Consider the following 19920-nt stretch of genomic DNA (forward strand, 5'->3'; position numbering starts at 1 on the left):
TCAGACAGGATATCACGTGTCCCGCGTACTCGATTTCACTATAAATGCGTTGCCGGTTACGGGGCTATCACCTGTATCGCACAACTTTCCAGAAGTTTCACTGACGCATAAATAGCTTAAGGGCTAGTCCAATTTCGCTCGCCGCTACTTTCGGAATCTCGGTTGATTTCTTTTCCTCGGGGTACTTAGATGTTTCAGTTCCCCCGGTTCGCCTCGTTATGCTATGTATTCACATAACGATACGTGCTTATGCACGTGGGTTTCCCCATTCGGAAATCCCAGACTCAAGCGGTTTTTACTACCTAATCTGGGCTTATCGCAAGTTAATACGTCCTTCATCGCCTCTGACTGCCAAGGCATCCACCGTGTACGCTTAGTCACTTAACCATACAACCCGAAGAAGTTTCGAATTGACGTTAAACAACCAAAGTCGCTATCTCATTATTTGAATGAGCGAGATAGCATTCGATTTTGCCGGACTCAAATATGTTTTGCTTTCGCAAAACCCAAGAACACTTGAATGTGTTCGTTTACTTTCATTTTTAAAAAATGAAAACAAACAGTTGGAGTATTCAATTAAGAATACTTTGAGAACTTTACAATCAAATCTTATTCACTAGGAATAAATTTGATTTGTCAGCTTTCCAAATTGTTAAAGAGCTAGATTTCTTTCGAAACCATTTTTAAAAGCACTCTGCTTTCTATTGCAAAGTAAGTGCGCTTAAAGATGGTGGAGCTAAGCAGGATCGAACTGCTGACCTCCTGCGTGCAAGGCAGGCGCTCTCCCAGCTGAGCTATAGCCCCATCAAGGTGTCGATACTGTTTGCCAACTCCTTGGGAAGGGAATTGGTGGGTCTGAGTGGACTCGAACCACCGACCTCTCGCTTATCAGGCGAACGCTCTAACCACCTGAGCTACAGACCCAGTATCGTCTCTTTTTTATAAACCATATCAATCTGTGTGGACACTCATCGTGAGTAATCATCGTATAAGGAGGTGATCCAGCGCCAGGTTCCCCTAGCGCTACCTTGTTACGACTTCACCCCAGTCATGAACCACAAAGTGGTAAGCGTCCTCCCGAAGGTTAAACTACCTACTTCTTTTGCAGCCCACTCCCATGGTGTGACGGGCGGTGTGTACAAGGCCCGGGAACGTATTCACCGTGGCATTCTGATCCACGATTACTAGCGATTCCGACTTCATGGAGTCGAGTTGCAGACTCCAATCCGGACTACGACGCACTTTTTGGGATTCGCTCACTTTCGCAAGTTGGCTGCCCTCTGTATGCGCCATTGTAGCACGTGTGTAGCCCTACTCGTAAGGGCCATGATGACTTGACGTCGTCCCCACCTTCCTCCGGTTTATCACCGGCAGTCTCCCTGGAGTTCCCGACATTACTCGCTGGCAAACAAGGATAAGGGTTGCGCTCGTTGCGGGACTTAACCCAACATTTCACAACACGAGCTGACGACAGCCATGCAGCACCTGTCTCAGAGCTCCCGAAGGCACACCTGCGTCTCCGCTGGCTTCTCTGGATGTCAAGAGTAGGTAAGGTTCTTCGCGTTGCATCGAATTAAACCACATGCTCCACCGCTTGTGCGGGCCCCCGTCAATTCATTTGAGTTTTAATCTTGCGACCGTACTCCCCAGGCGGTCTACTTAACGCGTTAGCTCCGAAAGCCACGGCTCAAGGCCACAACCTCCAAGTAGACATCGTTTACGGCGTGGACTACCAGGGTATCTAATCCTGTTTGCTCCCCACGCTTTCGCATCTGAGTGTCAGTATCTGTCCAGGGGGCCGCCTTCGCCACCGGTATTCCTTCAGATCTCTACGCATTTCACCGCTACACCTGAAATTCTACCCCCCTCTACAGTACTCTAGTCTGCCAGTTTCAAATGCTATTCCGAGGTTGAGCCCCGGGCTTTCACATCTGACTTAACAAACCACCTGCATGCGCTTTACGCCCAGTAATTCCGATTAACGCTCGCACCCTCCGTATTACCGCGGCTGCTGGCACGGAGTTAGCCGGTGCTTCTTCTGTCGCTAACGTCAAACAATACAGCTATTAACTGTACCGCCTTCCTCACGACTGAAAGTGCTTTACAACCCGAAGGCCTTCTTCACACACGCGGCATGGCTGCATCAGGCTTGCGCCCATTGTGCAATATTCCCCACTGCTGCCTCCCGTAGGAGTCTGGACCGTGTCTCAGTTCCAGTGTGGCTGATCATCCTCTCAGACCAGCTAGGGATCGTCGCCTTGGTGAGCCTTTACCTCACCAACTAGCTAATCCCACCTAGGCATATCCTGACGCGAGAGGCCTTGCGGTCCCCCTCTTTGGTCCCCTTCGTTTATAGAAAACGACATTATGCGGTATTAGCCATCGTTTCCAATGGTTATCCCCCACACCAGGGCAATTTCCTAGGCATTACTCACCCGTCCGCCGCTCGACGCCGTTATCGTTCCCCGAAGGTTCAGATAACTCGTTTCCGCTCGACTTGCATGTGTTAGGCCTGCCGCCAGCGTTCAATCTGAGCCATGATCAAACTCTTCAATTTAAAGTTTTTGTGACTCAATGAATACTGACTTCAAAACTCATCCTTACTCGAAAGTAAGAAGTAATTTTAAAGCTATTACCCCTCTCTTCTTAAATAAATAAGAACAGAATGATAATGAATTGACTGTGCCAAGCCTTTCGACTCGTTTGGTCACTCAGTTCATTGAAATCGAATTTGAAGCCTAAGCTTCTAATTGGATTATCATCAACGAGTGCCCACACAGATTGATAGGTTTATATTGTTAAAGAGCTTGCTTAGCGAGATAAATTCTCTCAAAGCGGAGGTGAATTCTAACGAGATAACTGAAAGTGTCAAACACTTTTTCCAATTTATTTCTTAGAAACTATCTACCTCTCCGATACTGCTGAAGCCTTATCGCTACTGCCGTCTCGGTGGATGCGCATTATAGGGAACTCAGTTCCGTCCGCAACCCTTTTTTTTAAAAAAACAGAAAAAACTGACTGTTCGATGACTATTTCATCAAAAAAGCAAAAAAGAGAGTAATAAACCCTCTTTTTTCACCTCAGAAGCCTTATTTAAATGAATGCGTACGCGTCTGCAAACATACGCTCACTCTTAGCTTTTTTGTGCTGAGTGAACTGCTCACGCGCTGCTCCAGCCATTTCAAAGCGACCTGCGATGTAGATATCGTAATTTTCTAAGCTTTCGAAGTCTTCACCCACCGCTTGCAGCACGTTACCCACTTTACCTTGCCAGTCCGCAGGAGCATCTTCCACAACAGGGATAAAGTGAACGTTGGCACACTTTTCAGCGATTTCGACCAACTCATCTTTGGCGTAAAGTTGGCAGTTGTCGCGCGCGCCCCAGTATAAATAGATAGGGTTGGTTTTGTTCTGTGCAACACAGTGATCCAGAATAGAGCGCACATAGCTGAAACCAGTACCACCAGCAATCAATAATAGTGGACGATCGCTTTCTTCTTGAACCCAAGCATCGCCATGTGGTGCATCAATCTCGATATAACCATCTGTTTCTAGTGCCGCTTGCATCGCTTCAACGACTTCTAACGCATAGGCGTTATGTTCCGCCGCACCAATGTGCAGTTCAAGTTCCCCTGCATGACGACAAGGACTGCTTGCTATAGAGAAAGGACGTTTGTCTTTTTCACCCATTACAACCATTAGATACTGACCCGCTTTGAAAGGGACAGATGATTCTGGATGAAGAAGAATTTGGTAAGTATTACAAGCTAACGGCTGAATAGACTTTACTTTACATTGGATGGTCATGGTGTTCCTCTCACTTACTCGTCAAAAGTAAGCACTAAATTACTTTCTGTATAAGCTTGGCAAGGAAATATCCAACCTTGCTGCTGCTCTTTTTCGGTTAGCATCGGCTCAAGGTGGTAACTTACCTCGCCCGTTATCTTTTTACACATGCACATGGCACAAGCGCCAACTTGGCAACGATGTGGGAAGCGAATATTGTTGTTGAGCGCGGCTTCCAACACCGTTTCTCCTTCTTTTACTTGGAACATAATATCCATGGGCAAAAGGCGGACGCGATAACTCATAGGATACCTAATCGGTCCCAGATCTCATCGACTTTAGCCACAAGCTTCGGATCTTTTTTGATAGGCGTGCCCCACTCGCGCGTCACTTCAGGTTCGAACTTGTTGGTCGCATCCAATCCTAATTTGGAAGAACTTTCTGCTTTACCATGGATTTGAATGGTGTCTCGATCCGGATCCATCCGAGTTGTTACCGCCCAAATGATGTCATTCCAATCTCGTGCATTAACGTCATCATCACACAAGACAATAAATTTATTATCCGTGTATTGAGCAAAGAAGTCCCACAGGTATTTCATCAAGGCTTGTGATTGCCCAGCTTGATTCTTTCTCATTGTCACAACAGCAAATTGATCGTTTGCCGTTGGTGGTAAATAAATATCGACAATGTCTGGACGCTGTTGTTTTAACGCCTCCAAATCGGCTTCCGTAATCGCTTTATCGTCACGACCTAAGGCCTGGATTCGCGCCGCTAGCTCAGCGTCCCATTTAATGGTCGCATCTAAGCCCATCTTAGAGCCAAGGCCAACCACAGGTGATGCAAAGTCGAGTGAATCGATCGGCGTATTATCTATCATTAAGGCATCACGTACAGGATCCATATGCTCTGTCATAGCTTTAACAACATCATTCCAATCTCGCGCGTTTACCGATTCATCACACACAATAACAAACTTGGTATACATAAATTGACGTAAAAAAGACCACACACCCATCATTACGCGCTTGGCATGCCCTGGATATTGCTTCTTCATAGTGACCACAGCCATTCGGTATGAACAACCTTCCGGCGGTAGGTAGAAGTCCTCAATCTCTGGGAACTGCTTTTGCAGGATCGGCACAAACACTTCGTTTAATGCCACTCCCAGTACGGCTGGTTCATCTGGTGGACGACCTGTATAGGTACTGTGATAAATAGGGTCTTTACGCATGGTAATGTGCGTGATGGTGAATACGTGGTGCTTTTCTTTTTCGTTGTAGTAGCCTGTGTGATCGCCGTACGGACCTTCATCCGCGAACTCATTGGGGTCTATGTAGCCTTCCATGACGATTTCAGCGCTCGCCGGCACTTCCAAATCATTGCTGACTGACTTCACAACTTCTGTTTTACTTCCACGTAATAAGCCTGCAAACGCGTATTCTGACAGCGTATCAGGCACAGGTGTTACTGCACCAAGGATGGTTGCAGGGTCTGCACCGAATGCAACTGACACAGGGAAAGGCTTACCGGGATAGGTCTCCATCCAATCACGCAGATCAAGCGCACCACCACGATGGGCTAACCAACGCATGATGATTTTGTTCTTGGCAATTTTCTGTTGGCGGTAAATGCCTAGGTTTTGACGTTTCTTATTTGGACCTTTGGTCACAGTTAAACCCCACGTAAGCAGTGGTGCGACGTCTTCTGCCCAGCAGCTCATTACTGGGATTTTATCTAAATCGACTTGATCTCCTTGCCACACGATCTCCTGGCAAGATGCTTTTCTTAAACGCTTAGCTGGCATGTTCAGTACTTGTTTGAACACTGGCAGTTTTTCCAACGCATCTTTGAAGCCTTTTGGTGGCTCAGGCTCTTTTAAATAAGCCAGCAGCTTACCGACTTCTCTTAATTCTTTAACGTCTTCGCGTCCCATACCAATCGCGACGCGCTCTGGCGTACCAAATAAGTTCGTCAGAACGGGTATGTCGTAGCCAATTGGATTCTCAAACAACAGCGCAGGACCGCCGGCACGCAGAGTACGGTCACTAATTTCTGTCATCTCGTAAGTGGGTTCGACGGGGTGAGTAATGCGTTTAAGTCGACCTTTCTGTTCTAGGTGGTCAATAAATTCGCGTAAATCCTTAAAACTCATAGGCCTTCATGCTGGCTGATTAAACTGTCGACAGTATATCAAATAGAAGAGCGCTAAGATCCTTCTATTTTGTATGGGTATATAAATGCTGTGGAATCAGAGTTGTTATTTTCAGAACGATGGCTGTCATCATACTTATTCTAAGAATTCTGCAATCTGATGGGCTTTTACTTGGCGATTATTTGAGACCAACTCTTCTAACCACGTATGGTGTCCCTGCTTCGCAAGCTCTCGAGCAACAAAAGTGGCTTCTTCTGACATCGCCATCTTGGCCACCAAGAACTGTTTTACGTCATGAGAGAGTGGATTGGATCTAGTCAGCAACTCAATGGCATAAGGTTTTAAAGTAGGATTTACGGTGGAATTCATCAATTGCTGTAGCGAAAACGTATCGCCAACCTCTGCCAATCTCGCCAGCTCGGTTTGACTTTTATAATCCGCACGCATTCGCCACAACAGGTCATACATTATCTGATTTTGGCTCACTTGTGCCAAACGCACAATCACGGATGTTGATGGCAGCCAACTGGTGACATTAGCATGAGTTAATTGTTTGGTAAGCGCCTCAAGTGCATCTGGCGACAAACCATCGAGCTCACGGATCAACAATGCTTCTCTTGTTCGCACTTGGTGTGACGTACCAGTCAACCAATCTTTGAGGTTGAGCTCTTGCCGCTCAGCTTGAAGGATAAACTCTAACGTCCTCTGGTCCTGATTCCAGCGCTTGATAAGACGACTGGCAATGGCAGGAAAATTAAATGCAGTCACGCTGAATTCATAGCCATCTCCCTGTTCAAGCACTTGGTAAGTTGGGATGATCTTGGTTTGAGATTCGACAAAGAACGACATTCTTGGTGTCAGTATGATCTCTTGTTGCTCTAGTTTTTCGAGCAAAAGAAAGCGTGCAACTTCTTGTTGAGGAAAGGCAAGACGATCGAGGGCAAATTTGAGCGAGTTAATTTCGTCTCTGGCTGCGTAATCAAGCAATTCAGATACTTTGGCTTGTATTTGAGAGTCCTGAAGCCACTGTTCTACCACAGTTTCCTGCATTTCCTTGGCAGCTAACGAAGCGGGTAGTGTAATAAGTGACAAGCTCAGGAGTAATAACGACAACACTCCTTGTTGCATTTTAACCTCCCTGTAACATTTTCTTCATTCTGCTGCTTATACAGGGAGAAAGCAATAAAAAAGCCACCGATATACGGTGGCCCTTCACAGAATTGCTTGGTAAGACTATTGACGACGCATCGCATCGAAGAACTCATTATTGGTCTTCGTCATCGCGAGTTTATCAATTAGGAATTCCATCGCATCAGATTCACCCATTGGGTGAACAATCTTACGTAGGATCCACATCTTCTGCAGTTCTTCATTCTTAGTTAGAAGCTCTTCGCGACGAGTACCGCTGCGGTTGAAGTCAATCGCAGGGAATACTCGTTTCTCTGCAATTTTACGGTTCAAGTGGATTTCCATGTTACCGGTACCCTTGAACTCTTCGTAAATCACTTCGTCCATCTTAGAGCCAGTATCAACCAGTGCCGTAGCAAGAATCGTTAGACTGCCGCCTTCTTCTACGTTACGAGCTGCACCAAAGAAACGCTTAGGACGGTGAAGTGCGTTTGCATCCACACCACCCGTCAGTACTTTACCTGATGAAGGCACGACGGTGTTGTAAGCGCGAGCTAGACGAGTGATGGAATCAAGAAGGATAACCACGTCTTTTTTGTGTTCCACAAGACGTTTTGCTTTCTCGATAACCATTTCCGCAACTTGTACGTGGCGAGATGCTGGTTCATCAAACGTTGACGCCACTACCTCACCCTTAACGAGACGCTGCATCTCAGTTACTTCTTCGGGACGTTCATCGATCAGAAGCACCATCAACTCACAATCAGGGTGGTTATGTGCGATGCTTTGAGCAATGTTTTGCAGCAGCATCGTTTTACCCGCTTTAGGTGGAGCAACAATCAGACCACGTTGACCTTTACCAATTGGCGATGCCAAGTCTAAAACACGTGCTGTAATGTCTTCTGTGGAGCCATTGCCGCGCTCCATAACCATGCGCTCATTCGCGTGTAAAGGCGTTAGGTTCTCGAATAGAATTTTGTTACGGGCGTTGTCTGGTTTATCGTCATTGACAGTGTTGACTTTCAGCAGAGCAAAATAGCGCTCACCGTCTTTTGGCGGGCGGATTTTACCGGCTATTGAGTCACCAGTACGTAGGTTAAAACGACGTATCTGACTTGGTGAAACATAGATATCGTCGGGACCTGCGAGGTATGAGCTGTCTGCACTTCGTAGGAAACCAAAGCCGTCTTGCAGAATCTCCAGAACCCCATCGCCAAAGATGTCTTCGCCGCCTTTCGCGTGCGCTTTAAGAATGGCGAAGATAATGTCTTGTTTTCTTAGACGAGCTAGGTTCTCAAGACCCAAGCTTTCGCCAAGCTTTACAAGGTCAGACACGGGTCTGTTCTTCAGTTCAGTAAGATTCATGGTGGTGGATGCTTGTTTAGTCAAAATAAGATCTGTTTTCTAGTTAGGATGGATTTGGTCTCAGGATCGACCAAGAAGAGAAATTTGTTCAATTAACGTGCAATAAGTTAGCACTAATTAATATTCTAGTCCAGAGTTAGAAAAACAAAACCGCGCAGTGTCACATTGCACGGTTTTGCATGTAATCACTTGGTGATTAAATATTTGCGTCCAAGAACTCTTTTAGCTGAGTCTTAGATAGAGCACCAACTTTCGTTGCCGCTACACTACCGTCTTTAAATAACAGTAGCGTTGGAATGCCGCGAATACCAAACTTAGGTGGTGTACCTGGGTTATGGTCAATGTTTAGTTTACCGATAGTGAGCTTGCCTTCGTACTCGTCAGCGATTTCGTCCAAGATAGGAGCGATCATTTTACAAGGACCACACCATTCTGCCCAAAAATCAACTAGCACTGGGCCTGCAGCATTGATTACATCGTTGTCAAAACCGTCATCAGTAAGCTGCAAAATCTTATCACTCATCTTCCACTCCAATGTGTTTTTCGAAACTGGTTGGATGATAACCAGTAAATAGATGCCCTATTGGAATGTATTTACTTTCTTATTGCAAGCTTTAGCTGATATTCTATCACCATGAAAAAGACACATATCACAGAGCAAAAGTTCGCCGATTTGGATTTAAAACCCCAAGTCATTGAAGGATTGGACAAAAAAGGGTTCGAATACTGTACCCCGATCCAAGCCTTGGCGTTGCCGGTACTGCTCACCGGCCAAGACATTGCAGGCCAGGCCCAAACGGGCACTGGTAAAACTCTCGCGTTTCTTACTGCTACCTTCAACCACCTTCTTACGACTCCAGAACATGAAGGTCGCAAGCCAACTCAACCGCGTGCAATTATCATGGCACCAACGCGTGAGCTAGCCATCCAGATCTTTAATGACGCGGAGCCTTTAATCGCAAGCACTGGTCTAAAAGCGGCTTTAGCTTACGGTGGCGAAAGCTACGATAAGCAACTTGCAAAGCTTCAAGATGGCGTAGATATCCTTATCGGCACTACTGGCCGAATCATTGATTTCTATAAGCAGCGTGTATTTAACCTAAATAACATTCAAGCCGTCGTGTTGGATGAAGCAGACCGTATGTTCGATCTTGGCTTTATTAAAGACATCCGTTTCTTGTTCCGTCGTATGCCGGAACCAAAAGAACGTTTGAACATGCTGTTCTCCGCAACGCTATCTTACCGCGTGCAGGAGCTGGCTTTCGAACACATGCATAACCCTGAGCATGTTGTGGTTGAGCCAGAGCAAAAAACGGGGCACCGTATCCAAGAAGAGCTTTTCTATCCTTCGAATAAAGATAAAATGACTCTGCTTCAAACTCTGATTGAAGAAGATTGGCCAGATCGCGCGATCATTTTTGCGAACACCAAACACAAATGTGAGTCGATTTGGGGTCACCTAGCTGCAGATGGACACCGTGTTGGCCTACTCACTGGTGATGTTCCGCAGAAAAAGCGTGAAAAAATTCTTGAGCAATTCACTCGCGGTGATGTTGACCTCCTAGTCGCAACTGATGTAGCAGCACGTGGCCTGCATATTCCTTTAGTTACGCACGTATTCAACTTTGACCTACCGGATGACTGTGAAGATTACGTTCACCGTATCGGTCGCACAGGGCGTGCCGGAGAAAGCGGTCACTCGATCAGCTTTGCTTGTGAAGATTACGCAGTTAACTTGCCACCAATCGAAGAGTACATTGAGCACTCTATCCCGGTTTCTGATTACGATGCTTCGGCGCTGATTCAAGATCTACCAGCACCACTTCGTATGCGTGCACCTCGTGCTCAACAACGTCGTACTAATACAGGTGGCACACGCTCTGGTAACCGCAAGCCACATGGTCGCCGTCCCCGTCAGCCGCATCAATCTGCGCAAAAACAATCGTAAAAGGAAACTGAAGTCGTTTATGAGTCAAGCAGGATCATCACCGCTATACGCCGCCATCGACCTCGGGTCGAATAGCTTCCACATGCTCGTTGTGCGTCACATCGACGGCAGCGTTCAAACTATGGCTAAAATTAAGCGCAAAGTTCGTCTGGCTGCGGGCTTAGATGAACATCACTCTCTTAGCATGGAAGCGATGCAGCGAGGTTGGGACTGCTTAGGTCTATTTGCAGAGCGCTTACAGGACATACCCAAACAGAATATTCGTATTGTGGGTACGGCAACATTACGAACCGCGACCAATGTGGATGTTTTCCTTGAGAAGGCGAACCAAATTTTAGGCCAGCCAATCGAAGTGATCACCGGCGAAGAAGAAGCCGCCACGATTTATAAAGGTGTTGCCCACACCTCAGGTGGCAGTGGTCGTCGCCTAGTGGTCGATATTGGCGGTGCGAGTACCGAACTGATTATCGGTGAAGGCTTCGAAGCCAAAGCACTGACCAGTCTGAAAATGGGCTGTGTGACTTGGCTAGAAAACTTCTTTAAAGACCGTCAATTGAACGCACGTAACTTCGATGCTGCAATTGAAGGCGCAAAGCAAACCTTGATGCCCATTTTAGAGCAGTACACCGACTTAGGTTGGGATGTGTGCGTAGGAGCATCAGGCACGGTTCAAGCTCTGCAAGAGATAATGCTAGCGCAGGGTATGGACGAAGTAATTACTCACTCCAAACTTAAGCGTCTACAAAAACAGGCGATGCTTACTGATCACTTGGAAGAGCTCGATATTGAAGGCCTGACTCTAGAACGTGCTTTGGTATTCCCGAGTGGTTTATCCATTTTGATTGCGATCTTTGAGCGACTGGAAATCGATGCCATGACATTGGCCGGTGGCGCACTGCGTGAAGGCTTAGTGTACGAAATGGTTGATGAACTTCGTCAAAACGACATCCGTGATCGTACTATTTGCAGCGTGCAAAACCGCTATCAACTGGATTGCCAATACGGCGAACAAGTCGCCATACTGGCAGCAAAACTGCTTGAGCAAGTTGGCGGAGAAAGCTGGGTTGCCGAGCCTCAAGGTAAAGTGTTGTTGGAAACGACGGCCAAGCTGCATGAAATTGGTCTAACGATCGATTTCAAAAAAGGCGGAGAGCATAGTGCTTATCTACTGCAGCATTTGGAACTGCCGGGTTTCACTCGCGCACAGAAATTCCTGATCGGTGAAATTGCTCGCCGCTATCGCGAACAACTGACGTCACTGCCTGAGCAACATGCCCTTTCAGGAACGAGTGGCAAGCGCGTTCTACGTCTGTTGCGTCTTGCGGTTTTACTGAGCCATCGTCGTAATCCGGATTTAGAGCCGAGTGTGACTCTTACTGCTGAAGGAGACAAACTGACGCTCCATATTGACGCAAAGTGGTTAGAAGCAAACCCATTGACGGCAGCTGAGTTGGAAATTGAATCCAACCGTCAGACAGACATTGGCTGGCCGCTCAGCGTCGTCACAAGTTAACCACTGTCGATCAACGATTGTTTGAAGAAAGGTCCTGTTTAGGGCCTTTTTTATTGGTCAGCCGTATCGAGCCCAACGGTGTGCAGCTAATGGTGCTTTGGGACACCCATGATCTCATTACTCACTGCGCTGTAAAACGGTCGCATCCCAGCCCTATAATAAGCAGACACAAAAAAGCCGCTTGGTTGAGCAAGCGGCTTTCGAGTTCCCACTGATATTAAGACTGAACGCTTGTGCTCACCTTGAAGTCAGGGTTCACCGCAGTCAGCTTCTTAGTCAGATAATTCAGTAGTACGCCGTACATAGGAACAAACAAACCAAGACTGATGACCAGTTTGAAGCCGTAATCCACCAGCGCGATTTCGGTCCAATGTTCCGCCATAAATGGATCTGGACTTTGGTAGAACGCAATGGCGAAGAAAGCGATGGTATCGAGTGCATTACCGAAAAGCGTTGAGCACGTTGGTGCGACCCACCACTGTTTCATTTGGCGTAAGCGGTTAAATACATGCACATCCATGATTTGACCAAGTAGGTACGCCATGAAGCTAGCAATCGCGATACGAGCAACGAACAAGTTAAATTCTCCCAGGTGACCAAAACCTTGGAATTGACCTTCAAAGAATACTACCGATAGCAAGTAAGAGACTGCCAGTGCAGGCAACATGACCAAAAAGATGATCTTGCGCGCCATCTGGGCACCAAAAATTCGCACCGTTAAGTCTGTCGCAAGAAAGATAAATGGGAAAGTGAATGCGCCCCAAGTGGTATGTAAACCAAAGAGGGTAAATGGTAGCTGAACTAGGTAATTGCTGGATGCAATAATGACTAGGTGGAATAGCACCAAATAGATAAGGGCGTTGCGCTGTTGCGCAGGGGTAAAGTTACTCATGCGATACCTTTTTAGTTTGGTTTGGGGGTGAGGGAACCCAAATCGAGTCACTGAGTAAAGTGGCTCTTACCAACAATGTAAAATGAAAATTAACTCGCCTGACTCATTGTGAGCAAAGCGGTGGGCGATTATACATTAACCACTTTTCGCTGCAAGTCGCCTATTTCAGGCAAACGTTTGAACGCAAAAAAGGGTGTTTCATGTGAAACACCCTTTCGAGAACGTTCTATTTTAGAAGCCAGCTTGGAACAATCCAGCGAGGTAATCCAACACTTCTCGACTTTCTTCAATCGCTAATGCTTCAAACCAAACCGTTTCACTGTAATGCTCAGCTTTGATAAACAGTCGGCAGCCTTCAAAGTCGATCAGCCAAGAGTGAATGTCCGCATCCCATTGCTTTTCAACCACGCTAGCAGAGAGCAGTCCAACTAAGCGTTCACCCAAAGCAGGAAAACTATCAAGGTCAAAGCTCGGCGCGGTAATAATTAAGCGCCCTTCTTCTGCCATGTAGTCCGCTAAGCCAAATTCCTTTTGCATCTTGGTTCCTTATCCTTGGTGAGTGATATGTTCTTGAATCAAATCAAGGAATGGATCAGCATACTTCTCTAGCTTGCGTTGACCAACACCACTGACAGCCAACATTTCACCGTAAGAGGTTGGTAAAATCTCCGCCATGTCAATCAAAGTTGCATCACTGAAGACCACGTAGGGTGGTAAACTATCTTCATCGGCAATCGACTTACGTAGTTTGCGTAATTTGGCAAACAGTTTTTTGTCGTAGTTCTTACTGGTCAGCTTATCCGATTTTGCTGCGCGTGCTGCGGTATCTAAACGTGGAACCGCCAGCTCAATAACCACATCACCACGCAGCAGCGGACGTGCCTCTTCGGTTAATTGCAGCGTTGAGTTACGCGTAATATTCTGGAACAACAAACCTTTATGGATTAACTGACGAAAGATGCTGATCCAGTAATCGTGGCTGTGGTCACGTCCTATCGCGTAAGTAGAAATCTGATCGTGCCCATTTTCACGCACACGAATGTTTTGCATACCGCGAAGCACTTCCACCACATAACCCATACCAAAGCTTTGGTTGACACGGTAAACACAAGATAACGCTTTACGCGCTTCTTCTGTCGCATCAAAATGTTTCGGTGGATCTAGGCAAATATCGCAGTTACCACATGGCTTTTCACGATACTCCCCAAAATAATTCAGCAGCACCTGACGACGACACGTTTGTGCTTCAGCAAAGGCACTCATCGCATTCAATTTATGGGTTTCTACCTGCTTCTGTGGGCCATCGTCTTTCTCATCCAGCATACGACGCAGCCAACTGATGTCTGCTGGGTCATACAACATCATCGCTTCCGCAGGCAAACCGTCACGCCCTGCCCGACCAGTTTCTTGATAATAGGATTCAATGTTGCGTGGAATATCGAAGTGCACCACAAAGCGCACATTTGGTTTATTAATGCCCATACCAAATGCGACCGTCGCCACCACAATTTGGATATCATCGCGCTGGAAAGCGTCTTGAACATAAGCACGCTCGTCCGCATCCATACCTGCATGATAACCCGCCGCACGAATGTGGTTGTTGCACAGCTTCTCGGTCACCATTTCAACTTTTTTTCGGCTACCACAATAGATGATGCCGCAGTTACCCTTTTGAGTGTCAAGATAACGAACGACTTGTGACACTGGCTTATGTTTCTCTACCAAGTTGTAGCGAATGTTGGGGCGGTCAAAACTGCCCAGATAAACTTCTGGATTATTCAGTTGCAGCCGCTCAAGGATATCTCGGCGCGTAGCGTCATCCGCGGTCGCAGTCAACGCCATAAAAGGCACGTGTGAAAACTGCCGCTTGAGTTGACCAAGTGCAGCGTATTCTGGACGGAAGTCGTGTCCCCATTGGGAAATGCAGTGCGCTTCATCGACCGCAATCATCGACAACGGCAAGTTTTCCAAACGCTCAATAAAATCGCGCATCAGTACACGCTCTGGCGACACGTACACCAACTTGAGGTGACCAGTATGCATACGGTTATACACACTGAGCAGCGTTTCACGTGGCATAGTCGAGTTAATACACTCAGCTGCCACACCATTGGCTTTTAGCTGATCCACTTGGTCTTTCATCAACGAAATGAGCGGAGAAATAACGATGGTAATACCAGAGCGAACCAAAGCAGGAATTTGATAACATAGCGACTTGCCGCCACCAGTAGGCAAGATAACTAGGCTATCACGCCCCTCGACTGCTGCATCAATCACTAACTGCTGACCATCTCGGAACGCTTGGTAACCAAACACATCCTTCAATACACGTTGAGGCGTTACAGGCGAATCAGATTGTTCGGCTAACAAGGTCGAGGTCATGAATCATCTCAGGTTGAGTCTTAAAAAGAGGTGCTTATATGCGGCTAACGCGCAAAGTGAGTGCACATTGTAATGGGGTTTCGTGGTGAATAAAACCGCAAATTGTTAGGTGATTCAGCGCCCCACTCGTATACTGACATTCTGCTCTATAAATACTCAATTTAGGTGACATCCCATGACACCAGAAGAACAACAACGCGCACGGCAAGGTATTCTGCTCGCCGTCGGTGCGTATACCATGTGGGGCATCGCACCCATCTATTTCAAATCGATTGCTGAAGTCTCACCATTAGAGATCTTAAGCCACCGAGTGTTTTGGTCTTTCTTTTTGCTCGCCGCACTCCTTCACTTTGGCCGCCAATGGCGCTCGGTGCGAGACATCATTAAAAACAAAACCAAGATGGTGTACTTGATCTCAACCGCCATTTTGGTCGGGGCGAACTGGCTAATATTCATCTGGGCGGTCACCTCAAATCATATGCTCGATGCCAGTCTCGGCTATTACATCAATCCGTTAATCAATGTCATACTCGGGATGGTGTTTCTGGGAGAGAGATTACGAAAGTTACAATGGTTCGCAGTCGTACTGGCGACTTGCGGCGTGTTAGTGCAGCTGATCGTATTTGGCTCCGTGCCTGTAGTAGCAATAGCACTCGCAATGAGCTTTGGTTGTTACGGCTTGCTGCGTAAGAAAGTCAGTGTTGAAGCGCAAACAGGTTTATTCATTGAAACGCTCGTCATGCTACCAGCTGCGAGCATCTTCCTGTTTTTTATTGCGAATACTCCAACTTCGAACATGGTTGAAAATCCATGGCAACTGAATACCTTACTGATCGCAGCTGGCGTCATAACAACGCTACCTTTACTCTGCTTCACGGGTGCCGCCACACGACTTAAGCTATCAACCTTAGGCTTTTTTCAATATATAGGTCCGAGCCTAATGTTTTTACTCGCAGTGCTGATTTACGGCGAACCATTCACCAGCGACAAAGCGATCACCTTCGCCTTTATATGGGGTGCTCTGGTGGTATTTAGCTTTGATGGTCTGCGTAATAATCGCAAATCACGCAAAGCGGCTAGTGCGGCCTGATCGTTTTTTACAAGACATTTCAGAAATGGATGGATAAGCTTGGTCATATTGTGACCAAGCTTTTTTTTCATGGAACATATTCAGTACTACCCAACCGATCATCATAACTTGAGCCTAATAGCGGCGAAATACCAGACATTTGCTTTCCAACGGCATTACCATCTGGATTTTCACCTTGGCCTGATCACGCGTGGTGCACAGAAGTTCCAATCTCAAGGCAATAGCCACTATGCTGGCCACGGGCAAATCGTGCTTATGCCGCCCGATGAACTGCACGATGGGCAATCTATACCCGATAGCGGCTACGAAGTGAATGTGTTTGCGATCGAACCTGACTTGCTGAGCGATCTGGCCGATCTCAAGCAAAACGGTCAAATAATACACTTCAACGAGCTGATCATCTCGGATCCGCAGGTATTTTCACAACTTCGTAACTTACACGGACTCCTTCGTCGTGAAAATCTCAGTCAGCTAACCAAAGACTGCCTTCCTTTTGATGGATTTAACCTGCTTTTTGATCGTTACGGATCGCTTGAGCGACAAAAAGTAGTACCTTTAGGCAATCAATCTCTCAGCACGTTAAAAGATTATCTGATGGCAAATCTCGACCAAGCGGTGCGTTTAGACTCGTTATCAGAGCTGTGCCAACTGAGCCCCACTCAATTCCAACGCCACTTTAAAGCACAAACCAGAATGACCCCTTATGCCTGGTTTACACGTCTGCGCCTCGAGCAAGGTATGAAGTTACTGCAATCTGGTCAGTCTGGTACCGACGTCGCTCATCAAATCGGTTTCTATGATCAAGCACACTTTAGCAAAGCGTTTAAGCAGACCTATGGTATTTCCCCTTCTCAAGTGACGAGTTAATTTAACCCAACTAGACTGCTGTCAGTTTTTTACAAGCGCAGCACGATACTTACCACGACAATAGCCACATTGGTTATATTTGAGATGTATTATGAATGAATCCACGATATTGCTGACACTGGCCAGCATTCACTTTATTGCTCTGATGAGCCCAGGTCCGGACTTTGCACTGGTCGTACAAAACGCAACGCGTTATGGTCGCCAAACTGGCTTGTACATCGCACTGGGTCTTTCCGTCGGAATTTTGCTGCACTCTATATTCAGCCTGACAGGCGTGAGTTATATCGTCCAGCAGCACCCTGTGCTGTATTCCGTAGTACAAGTGCTTGGCGGCTGTTACCTGTTCTATTTGGGTATTGGCGCATTGCGCGCCGTGATCTCAATGATCAAAAACCCACTGGCAGATCAACCTAAGAAGCAAAACAATTTAGTGATCAGCAACAAGCGTCAGGCGTTCGTTAAAGGGTTTGCGACCAACATTCTTAACCCGAAAGCCTTGGTATTCTTTATCAGTTTGATGTCGAGCTTAGTCCCTGCTGGCATGTCAGTAACTGGGAAAAGTATTGCCTTGGTGATTCTGTTTGGTTTATCGCTACTTTGGTTCTCTTGCCTCGCGTGGATGCTATCGACCCAGCGATTGCAAGGTAAATTGCAGCAAGCAGGCATCTACATTGATGGTCTGTGTGGCGTGGTATTTACTCTGGTAGGTGGCAGTATTTTGTATCAAACCATCGGCACTTTTATCGGATAAAATACTGATTTAAAAAGTAGAACAATCGACATTTTTGACATTACTGACTCGACTAGGCTCTTCATGGCTGCCAAGCTGGAAACACCAAACTGGCAACATGGAGAGTCATCATGCACTGGACGTTCAACCGACTCGTGACCGCGAGTCTTCTTCTTACTTCCCCACTCCTTACACCTACCACAGCCTCTGCTAACCAAGCGGCAGATACGGTGGCACCAGAGCAAAGTACGGGCTTGGAGCAAAAGCAATTGGTCAAAGCGCAAGACTATATGGTCACCGCTGCAAACCCACTTGCCACCCAAGCCGGTGCAGATGTCCTCGCAGAAGGCGGCAATGCTATTGATGCCATGGTTGTGGTACAGCTGATGCTTGGTTTGGTAGAGCCGCAATCTTCTGGCATTGGTGGTGGCGCCTTCTTGGTATATTGGGACAGTAAGAAACAGCAACTGACCACGTATGATGGGCGTGAGACGGCACCACTCGCCGCGACACCAAAGCTTTTTTTGGATGACAAAGGACAACCGTTACAATTTTACGATGCCGTTGTCGGTGGACGTTCCGTCGCGACACCTGGCACAGTTCGGTTGCTGTGGGACACACATCAAAAATACGGCAAATTGGAATGGAAAAAGATCATCCAACCCGTGATTGCCTTGGCAAAACAAGGTTTCGAAATCAGCCCACGCCTCGCTAGCCTGATTGAAAAAGATGCCAAACGCCTATCACGCTTCCCAGCAACGAAAGCTTACTTCTTTAATCCCGATGGTTCAGCAAAAGCCAAAGGCACACTGTTAAAAAATCCTGAATACGCACAAACCCTCACTGAGATTGCACAACAAGGAGCCAAAGCTTTCTACCAAGGCGATATTGCTACCGACATTATCAAGACTGTACAGAGTGCACCGGGGAACCCTGGCGTATTGGCCCAACCTGATTTTGATGCTTTCCAAATAAAACAGCGTGAACCTGTCTGCGCACCTTATCATAACTATGACGTTTGCGGCATGGGGCCACCAAGTTCCGGTGCACTTACGGTTGGGCAAATTCTCGCAATCACTGAGCAATACGATCTAAAAGGTTGGGGGCCAGGCAGTGCGAAATCGTGGCAAGTGATCGCTGATGCATCTCGCCTTGCATTTGCGGATCGCGGCAAGTACATGGCTGATCAAGATTATGTCCCCATGCCAACCAAAGGCTTGCTTGATAAAAAGTATCTCAAACAACGTGCTACGCTCATCCAAGTCGGTAAAGCGCTGAGTAAGGTTGAAGCAGGTAACCCACCATGGTCGCATACCATGAACTTAAGCATGGACCAATCGATCGAACTGCCTTCCACCAGCCATTTCAACATCGTCGATAAGCAAGGTAACGTGGTTTCAATGACAACAACCATTGAAAACGCATTTGGCTCACGTTTGATGGTACGTGGCTTTTTGCTTAATAATGAGCTGACTGATTTCTCCTTCCGCACTCATCAAGATGGAGTGCCAATCGCGAACCGATTAGAACCGGGAAAACGTCCACGTTCATCGATGGCTCCAACCATTATGCTGAAGGATAAAAAACCTTACATGGCAATTGGTTCACCGGGCGGCAGCCGCATCATTGGTTACGTCGCACAAGCCATTATCGCCCACACCCAATGGGATATGGACATCCAAAGCGCAATCAATCAACCACGATTACTAAACCGTTTTGGCACGTTAGATATTGAGCAAGGTACCGCCGTAGAAAGCTTACAGCCTGAGTTAGACAAGATGGGTTTCAAAACCCATGTTCGTGATTTGAACTCTGGACTCCATGCGATACGTATAAGCCAAGGCGGTCTCGAAGGTGCTGCTGATCCAAGGCGCGAAGGAGTCGCCGTGGGACAATAGGCACATTCCTCCCAACCTGGCGTGAGAAATATCTTACAAATGAATAGGAAAAGCTCTCTTTCTTACAAGTAAAACACCACCGAAAGACAGCTTATATCATTGAATTTATTAACTATGTGTTTTTTTTAAACACCGTTAGAGTGAAAAAATGTGAGATGTACCCATT

15 protein-coding genes, 2 tRNA genes and 2 rRNA genes are annotated in these 19920 nt (G+C 46.8%); 6 read left to right on the forward strand and 13 right to left on the reverse strand.

Features of this window, described 5'->3' with window-relative positions:
• From AND4_RS14950 to trxA, 10 genes are all read right to left on the reverse strand, one after another.
• A 23S ribosomal RNA gene (locus AND4_RS14950) occupies positions 1-387 on the reverse strand; the annotation flags it as partial.
• A 341-nt stretch (positions 388-728) separates the two neighbouring features.
• Positions 729-804: transfer RNA gene (locus tag AND4_RS14955), tRNA-Ala, on the reverse strand.
• A gap of 43 nt (positions 805-847) precedes the next feature.
• Positions 848-924, reverse strand: a tRNA-Ile gene (locus tag AND4_RS14960).
• Positions 925-989: 65 nt separating this feature from the next.
• Positions 990-2557: ribosomal RNA gene (locus AND4_RS14965) — 16S ribosomal RNA — on the reverse strand.
• Between the two features lie 536 nt (positions 2558-3093).
• Entirely contained in the window at positions 3094-3807 is a 714-nt protein-coding gene (gene fre, locus AND4_RS14970) for an NAD(P)H-flavin reductase (protein WP_009843818.1), read from the reverse strand.
• A 14-nt stretch (positions 3808-3821) separates the two neighbouring features.
• Positions 3822-4091, reverse strand: coding sequence for a 2Fe-2S iron-sulfur cluster-binding protein (locus tag AND4_RS14975; protein WP_009843819.1), 270 nt, complete (start codon positions 4089-4091; stop codon positions 3822-3824).
• Positions 4088-5941: a 4-hydroxy-3-polyprenylbenzoate decarboxylase gene (gene ubiD, locus AND4_RS14980; RefSeq protein WP_009843820.1), complete on the reverse strand. Its 1854-nt coding sequence runs from the start codon at positions 5939-5941 to the stop codon at positions 4088-4090. Before ubiD ends, AND4_RS14975 begins: the two co-directional genes overlap by 4 nt.
• Positions 5942-6076: 135 nt before the next feature.
• Positions 6077-7069, reverse strand: a complete 993-nt coding sequence (locus AND4_RS14985; protein ID WP_009843821.1) for a hypothetical protein — start codon at positions 7067-7069, stop codon at positions 6077-6079.
• 105 nt (positions 7070-7174) lie between these two features.
• Positions 7175-8434, reverse strand: coding sequence for a transcription termination factor Rho (gene rho, locus AND4_RS14990; protein WP_009843822.1), 1260 nt, complete (start codon positions 8432-8434; stop codon positions 7175-7177).
• Between the two features lie 196 nt (positions 8435-8630).
• Positions 8631-8957 carry a thioredoxin TrxA gene (gene trxA, locus AND4_RS14995; protein WP_009843823.1) on the reverse strand — a complete coding sequence of 109 codons (327 nt, stop codon included), beginning with the start codon at positions 8955-8957 and terminating at the stop codon, positions 8631-8633.
• A gap of 111 nt (positions 8958-9068) precedes the next feature.
• Between trxA and rhlB the strand changes: the two genes are divergently transcribed.
• A complete protein-coding gene (gene rhlB, locus AND4_RS15000; protein WP_009843824.1) occupies positions 9069-10382 on the forward strand; it encodes an ATP-dependent RNA helicase RhlB in 1314 nt (437 codons plus the stop codon).
• Positions 10383-10401: 19 nt separating this feature from the next.
• The gene (gene gppA, locus AND4_RS15005; RefSeq protein WP_009843825.1) at positions 10402-11895 is read left to right on the forward strand and encodes a guanosine-5'-triphosphate,3'-diphosphate diphosphatase; all 1494 of its coding nucleotides are present in this window, start codon (positions 10402-10404) and stop codon (positions 11893-11895) included.
• Between the two features lie 217 nt (positions 11896-12112).
• Here gppA and AND4_RS15010 read toward each other — a convergent pair whose 3' ends face one another.
• The 3 genes from AND4_RS15010 to recQ form a co-directional block, all read right to left on the reverse strand.
• Positions 12113-12787 (reverse strand): 7-cyano-7-deazaguanine/7-aminomethyl-7-deazaguanine transporter, encoded by a 675-nt coding sequence (locus AND4_RS15010; protein ID WP_009843826.1) that lies wholly within the window; start codon positions 12785-12787, stop codon positions 12113-12115.
• Positions 12788-13018: 231 nt separating this feature from the next.
• Positions 13019-13324, reverse strand: coding sequence for a DUF3630 family protein (locus AND4_RS15015; protein ID WP_009843827.1), 306 nt, complete (start codon positions 13322-13324; stop codon positions 13019-13021).
• 9 nt (positions 13325-13333) lie between these two features.
• A complete protein-coding gene (gene recQ / locus AND4_RS15020; RefSeq protein WP_009843828.1) occupies positions 13334-15169 on the reverse strand; it encodes an ATP-dependent DNA helicase RecQ in 1836 nt (611 codons plus the stop codon).
• Positions 15170-15344: 175 nt separating this feature from the next.
• On the opposite strand from recQ, the gene rarD reads away from it, so the two are divergent.
• The 4 genes from rarD to ggt all read left to right on the forward strand — a co-directional run bounded on the left by rarD (position 15345) and on the right by ggt (position 19754).
• Positions 15345-16259, forward strand: a complete 915-nt coding sequence (gene rarD, locus AND4_RS15025; protein WP_009843829.1) for an EamA family transporter RarD — start codon at positions 15345-15347, stop codon at positions 16257-16259.
• A gap of 69 nt (positions 16260-16328) precedes the next feature.
• Positions 16329-17126, forward strand: coding sequence for an AraC family transcriptional regulator (locus AND4_RS15030; RefSeq protein WP_009843830.1), 798 nt, complete (start codon positions 16329-16331; stop codon positions 17124-17126).
• A 91-nt stretch (positions 17127-17217) separates the two neighbouring features.
• Complete coding sequence (locus tag AND4_RS15035) at positions 17218-17877, forward strand: LysE family translocator (protein ID WP_009843831.1); 660 nt, start codon at positions 17218-17220, stop codon at positions 17875-17877.
• Positions 17878-17987: 110 nt separating this feature from the next.
• The gene (gene ggt, locus AND4_RS15040; protein WP_009843832.1) at positions 17988-19754 is read left to right on the forward strand and encodes a gamma-glutamyltransferase; all 1767 of its coding nucleotides are present in this window, start codon (positions 17988-17990) and stop codon (positions 19752-19754) included.
• Positions 19755-19920 lie beyond the last annotated feature (166 nt).

The organism is Vibrio sp. AND4 (genome assembly GCF_000171815.1).
Lineage (GTDB): Bacteria > Pseudomonadota > Gammaproteobacteria > Enterobacterales > Vibrionaceae > Vibrio.

What these genes read in the sequence shown, in the direction of transcription:
- fre (WP_009843818.1), bottom strand. Translation starts at nt 3,807, where the DNA reads ATGACCATCCAATGTAAAGTAAAGTCTATTCAGCCGTTAGCTTGTAAT.
- AND4_RS14975 (WP_009843819.1), bottom strand. Translation starts at nt 4,091, where the DNA reads ATGAGTTATCGCGTCCGCCTTTTGCCCATGGATATTATGTTCCAAGTA.
- ubiD (WP_009843820.1), bottom strand. Translation starts at nt 5,941, where the DNA reads ATGAGTTTTAAGGATTTACGCGAATTTATTGACCACCTAGAACAGAAA.
- AND4_RS14985 (WP_009843821.1), bottom strand. Translation starts at nt 7,069, where the DNA reads ATGCAACAAGGAGTGTTGTCGTTATTACTCCTGAGCTTGTCACTTATT.
- rho (WP_009843822.1), bottom strand. Translation starts at nt 8,434, where the DNA reads ATGAATCTTACTGAACTGAAGAACAGACCCGTGTCTGACCTTGTAAAG.
- trxA (WP_009843823.1), bottom strand. Translation starts at nt 8,957, where the DNA reads ATGAGTGATAAGATTTTGCAGCTTACTGATGACGGTTTTGACAACGAT.
- rhlB (WP_009843824.1), top strand. Translation starts at nt 9,069, where the DNA reads ATGAAAAAGACACATATCACAGAGCAAAAGTTCGCCGATTTGGATTTA.
- gppA (WP_009843825.1), top strand. Translation starts at nt 10,402, where the DNA reads ATGAGTCAAGCAGGATCATCACCGCTATACGCCGCCATCGACCTCGGG.
- AND4_RS15010 (WP_009843826.1), bottom strand. Translation starts at nt 12,787, where the DNA reads ATGAGTAACTTTACCCCTGCGCAACAGCGCAACGCCCTTATCTATTTG.
- AND4_RS15015 (WP_009843827.1), bottom strand. Translation starts at nt 13,324, where the DNA reads ATGCAAAAGGAATTTGGCTTAGCGGACTACATGGCAGAAGAAGGGCGC.
- recQ (WP_009843828.1), bottom strand. Translation starts at nt 15,169, where the DNA reads ATGACCTCGACCTTGTTAGCCGAACAATCTGATTCGCCTGTAACGCCT.
- rarD (WP_009843829.1), top strand. Translation starts at nt 15,345, where the DNA reads ATGACACCAGAAGAACAACAACGCGCACGGCAAGGTATTCTGCTCGCC.
- AND4_RS15030 (WP_009843830.1), top strand. Translation starts at nt 16,329, where the DNA reads ATGGAACATATTCAGTACTACCCAACCGATCATCATAACTTGAGCCTA.
- AND4_RS15035 (WP_009843831.1), top strand. Translation starts at nt 17,218, where the DNA reads ATGAATGAATCCACGATATTGCTGACACTGGCCAGCATTCACTTTATT.
- ggt (WP_009843832.1), top strand. Translation starts at nt 17,988, where the DNA reads ATGCACTGGACGTTCAACCGACTCGTGACCGCGAGTCTTCTTCTTACT.